The sequence below is a fragment of the Syntrophaceticus schinkii genome (genome assembly GCF_000946815.1).
Lineage (GTDB): Bacteria > Bacillota > DSM-12270 > Thermacetogeniales > Thermacetogeniaceae > Syntrophaceticus > Syntrophaceticus schinkii.
Genome location: NZ_CDRZ01000282.1, coordinates 38479 through 51387 on the forward strand (window position 1 = coordinate 38479; position 12909 = coordinate 51387).

Here is a 12909-nt window from a genome sequence, read left to right on the forward strand (position 1 = left end):
CTTATCTTTGATATAGCCCGACACCACAACATGTAGCATGCCTTGCAGTGAGCAGCCTCACATATCGCAATGTAAAACCTGGTTGGACATCTTTTACACAGGCTGCCGTCCCCGTGATCTCCTGATCTCCCTGTGATCTCCCGTACATTTCTACCGTTATTAGCGGGGGGAGTTATAGGGAGTTATAGCGCCAAATAAAGTGGGAGATAACAGCATCTGCCTAAGACTAATGCCCCCATTCCCAGAATGCAGAAATGCACCAGGAACCGTCCCCACTGCATCTTTTGGCAAACTTGACAGACGATCTCCAGGCAGGGATATTGTTATATTATAGTGCGAGTGAGACGCGAGAACCGTCTCCGCCTCTTACCGCGTCTTAAATGGCGATAGGGCCGGAAGGCCGTTGGCGACAATCACCGGTAGTGGGTGACTGTCACCGGCCTTTCAGCGATCAGAAAGTAAATTACTCAAGCCTGACCCCACCTTCGACAAAGGTAATTGGATTTTTCGATTGTACATCAACATCTGCAGGAATACGTAAATAGAGCAGCTGTTCTCCAGGGGTAGTCCTGGAGTCATGCTCAGACATATTACCGGAATCTAGCCCTGGGCCAGGTATGATCACCGGTGATCCACCAGTGGATTGATGCTCAGGCGTCGACACTTCAGACTCACCTAATATTTGGCTGACCACAAATTCCCTGCTAAACATTCCCAATTCCACCTTCAGGCATTCCGGCGCTTCTACTTTCAAAACATTACCATCCAGAGTTATCCGGTGCGGCATCATCCTTTCAGAGAAGTCAAAGAGCTCAACGATGGTTTTCGTGGCATAACTGACAGCTTCAATTTTACCATCCGCCCTGTCCTTCCTTTCGGCAACTATATTTACATCCTCCTCGTGCTGCTCATGTTTATGAAGCATCACCACATTAATCAGGCTGCCGCTAAAGGGAAATTCCCATTGTTTCAGCACAAAAGCCCCTTCTGACTGCTCCGGCCTTCCCTCAAAGGCCTTGCCAAATAAATCTCCATGATTAACCAAATCCTTTTCGCTCACTGTTTTCATCTTCATGTCAGCCAGGTTTTCTACCGGCAGCATTTGGAGAAGAACAGGGGAAACAAACAGCAGCAGGATATAACCAGCCGTGAGCCAAAACTGTATATTATGTCGCAAGGAGAAACTGCTGCGCTTCACCATCAGGATAACCAGAAAGAGAATTATTAATAAAGGGATGACAAAAGCCATCTATCTGACCTCCAGTCTGTTTGACAGCATAATGGAGCAGGCATAAATCAAACCTGCTGCAAGGATTACCTTCACAGCCAGCAGAGCCAAGGAGCTCTCCCCACGAAAGAAATCAAATACCTTCAAGAGCTCCGGCAGGTGGTGTCCTCTACCAGCGAGAATAATTAAGCCGAAATATGTGCCTGCCATCAGCACAATAAACACCTTGCTCAGCTGCGCCAAAACCCCACAAAAATACCCCAGCGAACCAAAAAGGAGCAGATACAACAGGGTAACGGCAATACCTGTAAAAATAACTTCGGGGGTTACAATAAAATTCTGGCTCAACAGATAGCTGCTGCCCTTAAAATAAACTATTATCCTTAATAAAAAACCGCTCAGCATCGCTGTCACCCCACCAATTAATGCAGCAGTAACCAAAAATGCCGCATTGGAAAGATTGCTGCTCAAGCGGTTAGATACAAAGGTAAAATCGATATTTTGATAATCCTTTGTGGTAAGCCAGACAGCGACAACAATAATCCAGATACATGTAAAACCAATGACCATTTCACTGGAAAAAAACCTAATAGAGAGATTTACGTATTGTGACCCCATACCATAACTCATCACACCTCCCAGAGAAAACAGCAAGGCCATTACCTGTACACCCACCATGGCCAAAAACATTCCCAGGTGGCTTTTCAGCTTATATAAATACTGGTTCTTGACAGCCTCAAATAAGCTAGTCTCTGTCAAAGACATCATCGATTCCTCCCCTGTTTCTGTTAGTGAGGTAAACACAGAGGTCATCCGCCTTTACCGGAAGGATTTCCACACCGGATGCGCTGCTCTTTTTCAATATTCCATCAGCCGCATCACGCCTGATCACTATATAACAGTGATCCTTGCCCACGCTTTTCTGATAATAAATCTCCTGTCCCGCTGTTAGCTCAAGAACTGCTTCTTTTTTGCCCCTCAAAGCGACAGCAAACTCCTTCAGGTCGGAAATCGGCAGATGCAGTCGTTTTTTACCATCCTGAAGCAGGAGAATGTCCTCCAAAATATCCTCCACCTCACCCAGCAGATGGCTTGAAAAAATAATGTTGCGGGGTTTTCGCAGGTAATCCCTGAGCAGAGCCCGGTAAAAGTCCTTTCTTACCCCGGCATCCATTCCAGCAGTCGGTTCGTCAAAAATAGTCAACGGACAGCGCGCCGCCAGCCCTATTATCATATTAAAAGTGCTTTTCATCCCTTTGGAAAGGTAGCGATGCTGCTGCCCCGGATCTAAAGAAAAATAATCGAACAGCCCCTTGGCCAGCTCCATATCCCAGTTCTCATAAAAAGCAGCTGCCGATAACAGGATCTCTGCCAGAGATAATGATGAAGGAAACTTCATGTGCTCATCAACAAAGATCAGATTGGATGAAACCTTCAGACTGTTAAAAGGATCTTCCGAAAAAACCGTGACCTGCCCAGAAGAAGCACGCATAAAACCCGCAATGATTTTCAACAGTGTTGTTTTTCCTGCCCCATTTGGCCCTATCAGTCCTGTAATCCTGTTTTCCTCAATAGTAAAAGACAGATCATTGACTGCTTTTACTCTCCCAAAATTTTTGGTCAGCCCCTTACACGAAATTACATCCATCCTGTAGCCCCCTTAAATGATTCCCCTGAGGAAACCCTGTATTTCGTCAAGTTCTTTCCTGGCCTACCACTGCTGACGCATCAAAAATAACCGCATAACCGCATACCCGCTCTGCTGAACCGAGGTGGGCAATTTGCACGATAAGAATTTTGGTCCAATCGCTCAAATACCTTATACAGCGCCATGTTTGTGACTCATGGGTCGGGTCTGCCGGCCTCCCGCATCATGCCAATCAATTCCTCTTCGTCAACTCCCAGGCGCCTGGCCTCAACCACCACTTCCTCCACCAGTTTTTTTAAAGTATGGTTCTTGCGTCTATACTGAATTTTTTCCTTTGCCTTGGCTGAAAGAAACATGCCCAGTCCACGCTTTTTATAGAGGATACCTTGATCTGCCAGTATGTTGATCCCCTTGGCTGCGGTAGCAGGATTAATATTAAACATCTCCGCCAGCTGATACTGAGAATATATTTTTTCGTTTTCCCTTATTCTCTCGCAGAGTATTTCGTTTTCCAGCCACTCCGATATCTGCACATATATTGGTTTGTTTCCAACCATATCAAGCTCCAACAACACACCCCCTCAGAGTACAGCAGTGCGCTACCCCTGTAATGTACTATACCAGTTAATTATTTGTATGTCAATAGTGGATCACGTACAGGACTGGATCACGGGAACTGGATCAGGGGAACTAGATCAGGGATCAGGGAGCGGTTCTTCTAATCCAATTTAAAAAGGTTTTATGGTGACTGTCACCGTTTAGCCGAATTTGTATAGACAAGTTGCGTTCCCGGGTGACTGTCACCAATTTGCCATTGATCCATATTAATTGGATCGAGGGAACGTTTCTCCTAATCCATTTTAAAAAGAACTGGCTTATCTTCTGGTGGAACGAGCGATGGGGAATCACTCTTTAGCCCACAAGATAAGTATGGTTCGATTGATTCGGGGTGCGGCTGGCCCTGCTTTACCAGGCCTCTTCATACCGAAAGTGTAAAAGAGAAACCTGACATGCGCTATCACATGATACGCATCGAGGTAAGAAACAAGTGATCGGTAACAGTCACCTTAAGGCATCTTGCCGGTCAGAAAGTAAATTACTCAAGCCTGACCCCATTCGGCACTTTGGATTCCTCCGCAGAGGTTCTCATTACCCTGCGCAACCTATATATGCAGGTATATGTATATTCAGCTAAATGGTAATAGAACCGGAAGGCCGTTGGCGACAATCACCGGTGGTAGGTGACTGTCACCAGCCTTTCACCGATCAGTAAGTAAATTACTCAAGCCTGACCCCATCTTCGTGAACTGCTTTTTTCAGCTCTTCGCTGATAAAAACATACCACTGTTGACGACTCTTCTCTTTAACTGCAGCTGCAAAAGGGTCAACCCCTTTACCTATATGGTTACGGCTTATAGTATAGATACAAATCATCTGCATAAACCATATAGACGAAAAAGTAAAGAGACCAGGTAACATCCCCCACCTGGTCTCTTGCTTTATCTGAACAAGAAGGAGTGTCCTGCATCTATTTAAACCATTGTTCTAATTCGCTGCTCACAACCGATGAGCCGCCAAACATTGTTGCACCTGTAAATCCATGCTCCACATAATAATCCTGTATCTGTTGGATAGGTACTGTTTGATTTCCCTGAACCAGCAGCACACCGCTGTTATTCTTGGCTGCCAGGACTCCTCCGGCAACGGCATCGGGGAAATCCAGACCTGTAGCGACATAAACATGTTTTGTGCTCTTGGGCATGAATTCTTTTGCCAACTCCAGTGCGGTCAAATAACGGTCATTCCCAAATACCCGCTTTGGATTAGGCAGCTGATCAAACACACTTTCACTTACAGCCCCCGGCCCACCGCAGACAACCGTATTTTTTATTCCCAGGTTTGCTATGGCATCTGTTGTGGCTTGTGGCAAGTAATTGGTGTCTGTGAGCAGGATAGGCTGCCCCCTCATAGCAGCATAGCTGCTGGCAGCCAGTGCATCCGCGAAGTTGGTGCCTACAGCTATAAAGGAGCTGTCAAATTTGGCACCTTCACTGGCCAGGCGCTCTGCTATGCGGGCTGCGGTTTCATAGCGGTCTGCCCCCTCAATGCGCTCTACTGCAAGGCCGATGCGCTCAAGCTCTCCCCTCACATTGTCAGAGATGGCACCAGGCCCTCCCAGGATAATTACCCGCTCTGCTTTCAGACGCGTTATCTCTGCTATGGTTGCTGAAACGATGCTGTTAGTTTGAGTAAGAAGAATCGGTGCATTCAGTTGATGCGCAAGAGGCACCCCGGCCACAGCATCGGCAAAATCATCGCCCCTTGCCAGAATCACGGTACCGGCTGTTGTCCATCCAGCCTGGCTCACCTTTACTGCAGTTTCGTAGCGGTCATCTCCTGCCAGGCGCTTTTCATTTACTAACTGGGTATCGGTCTTGATCTCATCTATGGCAGCTTTAGCTGCTGCTAATGCGCTATTCACTCCTTCAATATCTACTGCAGCGTCAATAGCGGATTTCCCTGCTGCTATCGCTGCTGCCAGTTCGGCCTGCTGGGCCTCACTGTAATCATTGGGGTGCTTGTAATTGTCTAATTCATCCTTTGCTGCTTCCTTAGCTGTTGCCAGTTCTTCCGCTGTTAACTGGGCATCGGTCTTGATTTTATCTATAGCGGCTTTGGCATCTGCTAACGCACTATTTACTCCCGCAATGTCTTCTGCAGCATCAATTGCAGCCTTACCTGCCACAACTGCTGCCGACAGTTCGGCCTTCTGGGCTTCACGGTAATCTGCAGCATTCTTGTAGCTTTCTAGTTCATCCTTTGCTTCTGTTTTCGCTGCTGCCAACTCTTCAGCTGTCAACTGGGCGTCAGTTTTGATCTTGTCCATTTCGGCCTTGGCGGCTGCTAAGGCGCTGTTCACCGCGTCAATATCTGCTGCAGCGTCAATGGCAATTTTCCCTGCTGCAACTGCATCTGCCAGTTCGGCCTGCTGGGTATCCCGATAATCTATAGGGTCCTTGTAGCTGTCTAATTCATTCTTTGCATTTGTTTTCGCTGTTGCAAGTTCTTCTGCCGTTAACTGGGCATCGGTCTTGATTTTATCTATGGCTGCTTTGGCTGTTGCCAACGCACTATTCACTCCCGCAATGTCTGCTGCAGCATCAATTGCAGCCTTACCTGCCACAACTGCTGCCGACAGTTCGGCCTTCTGGGCTTCACGGTAATCTGCAGCATTCTTGTAGCTTTCTAGTTCATCCTTTGCTTCTGTTTTCGCTGCTGCCAACTCTTCCGCTGTTAACTGGGCATCGGTTTTGATTTCATCTATGGCTGCTTTGGCTGTTGCCAACGCACTATTCACTCCTGCAATGTCTGCTGCAGCATCAATAGCATCCTTACCTGCTGCAACTGCTGCTGCTAATTCATCTTTTTGGGCTTGCCGGTAATCCGCGGGGTTTTTGTAGCTGTCAAGTTCATTCTTAGCTGCGGTTTTTGCCGCCGCCAACTCTTCTTCTGCGCTTCTGTTCATCATTTGTGTGACTGTGGCATCATTATAGCCGGCAGCCTGCACTGTTATGAGATACGTCCCGGCTTCTGTGAATACTGGCGCTGCAATGCTGATCTTGCCAGCGCTTATTGTGTACTGCTCGGCTGGCAGTGCAGTTCCATTGACCTTGACCCCACTGATAGCGCTTCTCCAGGCTTCATTATCGGTAAAAGTGATCTCCACCGCCTGACCCACGGTGTTGTCCGTGGTATCGGAGGCCAGTGCCGGAGGGGTTTCAGGTACGCTGAACTGCCCGTTATTCGCCGTTACGGGCAATACTATGCGATCGCCATCATGATATTTCACTCCGGTCAGTTCCAAGGCGCAAGCCGCCCCCGGACTTGCCCCCGCGGCAACCTCAAATTGCATCACAGCTATGACGACTGTCCCGGCCGGTATACGGTTTGCTCTCGCCAGACGAAGATGCATTACGCGTATATCGCCACTTTCAAGCTGGTTCGACAACATTCTAAAACTTGTAGAAATATCGTCTCCTGCAACTGTTTGCTTGTAAGTCAGCAGCGAAAGATCAATACTTAAGTCATATTGCCCGCCGGCCACTTTACCCGAACTGGTCAGCGTAATCGGCACCTCAACGGTATCTCCGGGATTCCCGGTTACCGTCCCGGCGGTCAGTTCAATCGGATCATCTGCCAAAGCTACGGCCGGCTGCTGTACGAGACTTGCTCCGAACGAGCCGGTAAACAGGAATGCTACTGCCAGCAGCATTCCCGCTACTTTGTTGAATTTTGATTTTTTGAATCTCTGCATTTCAATTTCCTCCTTGCTAAAAACAATTTATCCAGGCGTTTATGTTTTTCAACCTTCCCTCTGGCTTTTTTACACGTGCAGTCAACGAAAAAAATGGCACCGATAGCTTGAATGAAACACAACAGCGCGACTATACGGGAAACAGCAAGTAAGATCATCCTTCCGATGATATTCTTTGACGCTGTCAGATCGTTTGTTTCCCAATTCGTCGAGGGCTTGTTTGACTCCCAAACATCACCACCCTTCGCAATGCTCCTTATGCTTTGACCATATCCCCGGGTTCAACGTTGAACCTGGACTTGCCCCGCCAACAAGGTCAAATCCGTTATCAGCCCCACACCCATTAATTCCCAATGGCGATAGAGATCCAATAACCGCTTGTCAGCGCTATGCGTAAATTGAGCATAAACGATAGTAAAAAAAAATATTGGTATGTATAACATAAACCCCCAATACAGCGAGAAACACATGTGCGCTGGCACTTGCAGTTGCAGCAGCCTGCACTGAATAACCTCCATTCTTCGCAACCGCTGTTTAAGTTATTTCCATACAGAGTACCTTTGGAAGCAATATTTTCACACACCTAACCGGGCTAATGTGCGTTTAAGAGTGGAGTTCTTTTTGCGTGGCTTTAAGTTTATTATTTTAGATAACGGGCTGTTCGTGCAGATTTTTCTTCTTTTAAACATTGGCTAAATACTCTTTAATTCTCTTTTGCCCTGAAAAATTTTTAAAACTATTTGTTAACTGTTCATGTGTCGAATTAAGTGTGCTCAAAATTAAAAACCGGGGTGCGTAAAGTACACCCCGGCTAGCAAGCCTTGCCGTAATCTCCTTTCCGCACTGGGAGGCGCATCCGTTTCCAGGTACACCCTATCGATCCGACCGCCATAGCAACTTGCCACAGGACAGTGGACTCGGAGTATTTATTCTTGTTAAATGACTAATTCGCCGTTCTTTGGGTATTTCCTGCCAGGTTGTGAATATTTTGATTGATATTCCTTATTAAGTCAAAACAATGGCTTAGCCATGCGGTTTCCCCATCACATTATCTACTGAAATATAATGGATAGACGCTCATGCCTCTTTATGGCAATACCATCATAAAATGAAAACAGAGGCCGACGCTGAACGTTGAGAAACCAGCAAAGGACAGATTCTTCACAGCTTCCGACCCCCAACTTCCGGCATCGGATCTCTATTTTCAGGTTATTTCGGATTGTTGGCACCAACACTGTAGAAGAGGAAAATAAACAGTGAAAGGAATTATCCAAAATTGAATCAACATCTATAAGTCGGACATCGGCAGTAACAGCTTACTTTACCATAATAAACGGCATTTTCGGCCTTTTATACCCTCTTAGCATGAATCACAAGCCTGGCATTCTTAAACTCATAAGAACAGGTCACAAGGGTCAAAATCTTATCATCTTTAGTTACTTTGACATCAGTCTCATATTTTAGGTTATGCCACCGGTGGCTGTCGGTAACTGCCCCTTCACCATCCCGGGCCAAAAGGAATAAAGCAAGCCTGGTCCCGGCAATGTCCAACAAATTTGGTCTGTCAAATGATTCCCAAAACCGGTAGCCGCCGTAAAACCAGGGTTGGGGTCCCTTATCCCTAAAAACAACCTGTATTTAGTCGTAAGTGGGGTAGGAAAAAGGGTACAATATTTTCACACAGTCTGACGGTTCCTCTGCGCAGTTTATACGGGTGGTGATTGCAGGTGGTGACAGGCACCAAAAAGCGCACATTACCCATACCCTGCGCAGCCTGTATATACAGTTATATACAGATTCGGCTGATTGGTGACAGTCACCGGGATGCCATTATCGCTTGCTAGCCCCAACTGCATTTTTTTTATTCATTCCCGAGGGTAATACAGTAAACATTAACAAGAACATGTTCTTGTATTTTTACCTTCATCTACATTTCGGTTTTCTAGATAATACTTAACAATATACTCATCAATTTTTTGACTCTTTTTTAGGATAATTTCTCTGTTCATGTTCATATTTGCCGCATTATATAGGGCATCTCTTGCTATTTCTATCTTTCTTTTTTATGTTCACTCCCCTTTCACTCCCTATACAAATAATCTAGACATGATTTTACATTAAATATTGGCATATTGCAAATAATATATATGTGCTCCTTGCACGTTCCGATAAAATGCTAAGTCAGATAAAGTAGCCTTTAGTAGGGAGTGAATGATAATGGCAAATAATGTTGAGATAGATAACAGAGCTATCGGGCAGAGAATACGGAGAAATAGAAAAAAGTTCGAACTTTCGCGGGAAGAGTTCGCTGAAATCATTGGATTATCTGACTACTATGTCGGACAACTGGAAAGAGGGGAACGGCAAATGAGTCTCCCCGCTTTAGTTAAGATTGCCAATTGTTTGCATGTATCGTTAGATTATCTAGTTTGGGGCAAGCTACCCAGTGAGGCATATTATGTTCATGATGGCCATAATGGTTACTGCGCTTCTTACGGCAGTAAAGATACAGAACTGAATGAATTAATCAACAAGTGTTCACCAAAAGAGTATGAGCTAATCAAAAAAATCATCAAAACCATACTCCCATATATGAGCATTAAAAACTAAAAAAATTGGAATATTGTCCTGGCAATAGGCCAATGATATAGATAATTCTCGATCCGATATTGAAACGCCGTCCCATTCGCTGGTATTCGGCAAAAGGCAGTTGGTAACCGATAACATCCTTTATTTTTCTATACTATCCTTGGATGTCTCACCCTCACCGGATACTTTAGCCTTGCGAAACTCCCTTATGCCATTACCTAAAGACTTCCCTACCTCCGGAAGCTTACCAGGCCCGAAGATAATCAGCACAACAGCAAGTATTAAGATCAGCTCCCAGGGACCAACACTAAAACCAAACATCAGAAATCCGCCCCCTCGTGTTTAATCACCATCTGCCCACATAGTACGTCAGTATCGCCCTGCCCTCCAGGAACCTTGCTACGGAGACCATGAAAGGTTGCCCACATAAGTACGTCAGTATCGCCTTGCCCCATCTAACCTAATTTTCCGGTGACTTTACAGTTTGACGCTCCCCGTACGAGATATTGTTATGCAAAAGTGCGAGTAAGTCGCAAGAACCGCCTCCTTAGCTGGCCACCTTGCAGGGAAATGTGACCAGCCACAAGAACCGTCCCCTTGGCTGGTGATCAGGAACCTGTCCCGGCCAGAAAGTAAATTACTCAAGCCTGACCCCACCGAAAAAGAAAAGTGCGACAGTACCGGGCCCCGTATGCGAACCGATTACGGTGCCCACGCTGTTGATCATCACCCTGCCGTTGAGGTGGGGGAATTTTTCCTCTATCAGGTCGGCCAACTTGCGTGCATCCTCATAGCATGCCGAATTGGAGATAAAGCACTTGCCAGAGTATTCAGTGCCATTTTGCGCATGCACTTCCATCTTATGCAGAATCTCGTTGATGACACGTTTTTTGCCGCGAATCTTTGTGCGAGGGATGAGTTTTCCGTCATAGCTCATATTACACAGCGGGCATATGTTCAGCAAAGTCCCCACAAACGCAGATGTAGCTGATATACGGCCACCGCGTTTATAATGTGTAAGGTCGGTGGTGAAAAACCAATGGTGCACATTGAGCTTGTTTTCCTCTACCCAGGTAAACACATCTTCAAGGGCTGCGCCATTATCCCGCATGTCGGCAGCCGCATCAGTGAGCAGGCCATAACCAGATGATGCACCCAGAGAATCCACAACCAGGATTTTCCGACTCGGATATTTTGATAAAAGTTCTTCCCTGGCGAAACAGGCCGAATTGTAGGCTCCTGACAAACCAGTGGAAAGGGAAATATGCAAGATATCCTTGCCATCTTTTAAATACGGTTCCCAAAAATCGATAAACTCCCCCACGTTCACCTGCGAGGTGGTAGGCATCGCTCCTGCCGCAATTCTGGCATAAAATTCTTCAAAAGGCATGGTTTGTCCCAGGTCATCCGGGTATTCTTTCCCATCCATATTGAAATGAAAACAGACATAAGGGATATTCCTTTTTTTGAAGTACTCATCTGGCATATCCGCTGTGGAACAACAAGTTACAACATAATCAGACACATTCAACGCTCCTTTACATCAAGGTAATGAACAATCACGTTAATCCACCACTCGCTTTTGTACAGAATATATTTCGTTTTACTCCTCATCTGTTTTCTGTTCAATCACCGCAGGCCGCGGAAGGGAGACGAAAATAACGCTATAAACGTCTCCCGTCCAACTCTCGCAACACTTTCTGCATCTTAATAATTCATGTATTCTAGGTGAATTATCTTCTTATGTATAATATACCATAATAATGAGCTTTCCCCCATCGCCGGCAACGCCCATAACTACGGATTTCAATATCCCCGGGTGGCAACCGGCACCTTTGCTTTACCATGTAGATTTCGTTAAAGTGTTTATGGCGAGCTATAAGGGTAATGTTGTATTGTTTTGCAAAAGCTGCAATCCAAATATCATTATCCGGATTGGGCATCCTCTTTTATGAAATAATAAAATAAGAGATGGGGTGGACACCGGACGGTTCCGCTGTCCACCCCAAAGGGTAAGGGGAGCTATGGAATGGGGGTAACAAGTAGACGGACACCTTGTTACAAAAGGGGCGCCCTTGTCATACCCATTTGATCATCGCGCCTGTGGCCTTATTCCAGCGATACACTCAAAGTCATCACTTGTGATGCCCGATTAATCTAAGGCAACACCTCATCTCCGCCGCCTTGTAGTGCTATTAGCATCACAGAAGCGATAACTAAAGCGCTGCCAAAAATTATTTGCCAGGAAAGGGGTTCTTTGAGTACGAGAAAGCTGGCAACGATGCCTACTATGGGTTCCAATGTGCTTAATATCGATGCGCTGGTAGGGCCTATCATATTGACACCTTTGGCGAAAAGAATGAGGGCAATGGCAGTGCAGAAGATGGAAACCATCACCATATAGAAAATCCCATGCATGGTAAAATTCCAATACCCAGTTCCCTCCCAACACCTCCAGGAACCAGAGAGGAGATGCAGGAAAAAAGGCAGATATAAAAAGTTAGGACTGTGCTATCTAACTCTTTTAGGTGCCGGCTAGCTATCCCTACTACATAAAAGGCATAAAGGACAGCAGAGAAAATGGCGAAGAAAATCCCCTGGATGTCAGTTACCCCACAGCCATTGATGCTTAGTAAGAGGACACCCCCCACCGAGAGGAGCAAGGCAGTTTTTTTTGCTGGATTTAGATGTTCTTTGTAAAGGAGTACGGAAAATACGGTAACAAACAGTGGATAAGAGAAATGGATGGCAGTAGCAAGCCCCGCTCCCAGCAGTTGATAGGCGATAAACAGGGTAAGATTCATCCCCATATAGCCTACTACAGCACAGAATACAAGCACCAGTAACTGCTTCCTGCTTACCCGTAAGTCTTTTTTTTTGTGGTAAAAGGTAAAGAAAAAGGAAGAGCGCAGCAAACGAAAATCTGATCAGGATAATTTGGTTCGTTTTAAGCCCAGTGTTTAATGCGAATTTGACAAAAATAGGCAGGATACCAAAGAAAACAGATGATATTACAGTGTATGCTGTGCCTCGCAATTTTCATATGTTTTGTGTTTCCTTTTATTAATTATCTAAGCATCCAGTGCTACGCTCCCCTTTTATAACTGGAAGTACCAGAAACAAGTTAAA

General features: G+C 45.8%; 14 protein-coding genes and 1 riboswitch. Of the genes, 2 read left to right on the forward strand and 12 right to left on the reverse strand.

Going from position 1 to position 12909, the window contains the following annotated elements; genetic code table 11:
- Nucleotides 1–463: 463 nt before the first annotated feature.
- From SSCH_RS14670 to SSCH_RS14685, 4 genes are all read right to left on the reverse strand, one after another.
- Nucleotides 464–1249 carry a hypothetical protein gene (locus SSCH_RS14670; RefSeq protein WP_044666124.1) on the reverse strand — a complete coding sequence of 262 codons (786 nt, stop codon included), beginning with the start codon at nt 1247–1249 and terminating at the stop codon, nt 464–466.
- Nucleotides 1250–1987 carry a hypothetical protein gene (locus SSCH_RS14675; RefSeq protein WP_156972338.1) on the reverse strand — a complete coding sequence of 246 codons (738 nt, stop codon included), beginning with the start codon at nt 1985–1987 and terminating at the stop codon, nt 1250–1252.
- Nucleotides 1974–2876, reverse strand: a complete 903-nt coding sequence (locus SSCH_RS14680) for an ABC transporter ATP-binding protein (protein ID WP_044666126.1) — start codon at nt 2874–2876, stop codon at nt 1974–1976. The genes SSCH_RS14675 and SSCH_RS14680 overlap by 14 nt, the downstream gene beginning before the upstream one ends.
- Nucleotides 2877–3070: 194 nt before the next feature.
- Complete coding sequence (locus SSCH_RS14685; protein WP_044666127.1) at nt 3071–3445, reverse strand: GntR family transcriptional regulator; 375 nt, start codon at nt 3443–3445, stop codon at nt 3071–3073.
- A 288-nt stretch (nt 3446–3733) separates the two neighbouring features.
- On the opposite strand from SSCH_RS14685, the gene SSCH_RS22585 reads away from it, so the two are divergent.
- Complete coding sequence (locus SSCH_RS22585; protein WP_084711230.1) at nt 3734–3928, forward strand: peptide-methionine (R)-S-oxide reductase; 195 nt, start codon at nt 3734–3736, stop codon at nt 3926–3928.
- 226 nt (nt 3929–4154) lie between these two features.
- Here SSCH_RS22585 and SSCH_RS14690 read toward each other — a convergent pair whose 3' ends face one another.
- The 4 genes from SSCH_RS14690 to SSCH_RS17825 form a co-directional block, all read right to left on the reverse strand.
- Entirely contained in the window at nt 4155–4355 is a 201-nt protein-coding gene (locus SSCH_RS14690; protein ID WP_044666128.1) for a hypothetical protein, read from the reverse strand.
- A gap of 49 nt (nt 4356–4404) precedes the next feature.
- Nucleotides 4405–7191, reverse strand: a complete 2787-nt coding sequence (locus tag SSCH_RS17030; RefSeq protein ID WP_052835714.1) for a cell wall-binding repeat-containing protein — start codon at nt 7189–7191, stop codon at nt 4405–4407.
- An 815-nt stretch (nt 7192–8006) separates the two neighbouring features.
- Nucleotides 8007–8126, reverse strand: a riboswitch (molybdenum cofactor riboswitch).
- Nucleotides 8127–8541: 415 nt separating this feature from the next.
- Nucleotides 8542–8742 carry a sortase gene (locus tag SSCH_RS14700; protein ID WP_198142524.1) on the reverse strand — a complete coding sequence of 67 codons (201 nt, stop codon included), beginning with the start codon at nt 8740–8742 and terminating at the stop codon, nt 8542–8544.
- A gap of 341 nt (nt 8743–9083) precedes the next feature.
- A complete protein-coding gene (locus SSCH_RS17825) occupies nt 9084–9245 on the reverse strand; it encodes an aspartyl-phosphate phosphatase Spo0E family protein (protein ID WP_156972340.1) in 162 nt (53 codons plus the stop codon).
- Between the two features lie 163 nt (nt 9246–9408).
- Between SSCH_RS17825 and SSCH_RS14705 the strand changes: the two genes are divergently transcribed.
- Complete coding sequence (locus tag SSCH_RS14705) at nt 9409–9801, forward strand: helix-turn-helix domain-containing protein (RefSeq protein WP_044666130.1); 393 nt, start codon at nt 9409–9411, stop codon at nt 9799–9801.
- A 120-nt stretch (nt 9802–9921) separates the two neighbouring features.
- Here SSCH_RS14705 and SSCH_RS14710 read toward each other — a convergent pair whose 3' ends face one another.
- From SSCH_RS14710 to SSCH_RS14725, 4 genes are all read right to left on the reverse strand, one after another.
- Nucleotides 9922–10101, reverse strand: coding sequence for a Sec-independent protein translocase subunit TatA/TatB (locus SSCH_RS14710; protein WP_044666131.1), 180 nt, complete (start codon nt 10099–10101; stop codon nt 9922–9924).
- 316 nt (nt 10102–10417) lie between these two features.
- Entirely contained in the window at nt 10418–11305 is an 888-nt protein-coding gene (locus SSCH_RS14715; protein WP_044666132.1) for a DegV family protein, read from the reverse strand.
- A gap of 632 nt (nt 11306–11937) precedes the next feature.
- Nucleotides 11938–12180 carry an EamA family transporter gene (locus tag SSCH_RS14720; protein ID WP_198142525.1) on the reverse strand — a complete coding sequence of 81 codons (243 nt, stop codon included), beginning with the start codon at nt 12178–12180 and terminating at the stop codon, nt 11938–11940.
- Nucleotides 12174–12695 carry a DMT family transporter gene (locus SSCH_RS14725; RefSeq protein ID WP_044666134.1) on the reverse strand — a complete coding sequence of 174 codons (522 nt, stop codon included), beginning with the start codon at nt 12693–12695 and terminating at the stop codon, nt 12174–12176. Before SSCH_RS14725 ends, SSCH_RS14720 begins: the two co-directional genes overlap by 7 nt.
- Nucleotides 12696–12909: the final 214 nt, after the last annotated feature.

Bases quoted from the DNA above. Each gene is read 5' to 3' on its own strand.
- SSCH_RS14670 (WP_044666124.1), bottom strand. From the start codon at position 1,249: ATGGCTTTTGTCATCCCTTTATTAATAATTCTCTTTCTGGTTATCCTG.
- SSCH_RS14680 (WP_044666126.1), bottom strand. From the start codon at position 2,876: ATGGATGTAATTTCGTGTAAGGGGCTGACCAAAAATTTTGGGAGAGTA.
- SSCH_RS14690 (WP_044666128.1), bottom strand. From the start codon at position 4,355: ATGTTACCTGGTCTCTTTACTTTTTCGTCTATATGGTTTATGCAGATG.
- SSCH_RS17030 (WP_052835714.1), bottom strand. From the start codon at position 7,191: ATGCAGAGATTCAAAAAATCAAAATTCAACAAAGTAGCGGGAATGCTG.
- SSCH_RS14705 (WP_044666130.1), top strand. From the start codon at position 9,409: ATGGCAAATAATGTTGAGATAGATAACAGAGCTATCGGGCAGAGAATA.
- SSCH_RS14710 (WP_044666131.1), bottom strand. From the start codon at position 10,101: ATGTTTGGTTTTAGTGTTGGTCCCTGGGAGCTGATCTTAATACTTGCT.
- SSCH_RS14720 (WP_198142525.1), bottom strand. From the start codon at position 12,180: ATGGTGATGGTTTCCATCTTCTGCACTGCCATTGCCCTCATTCTTTTC.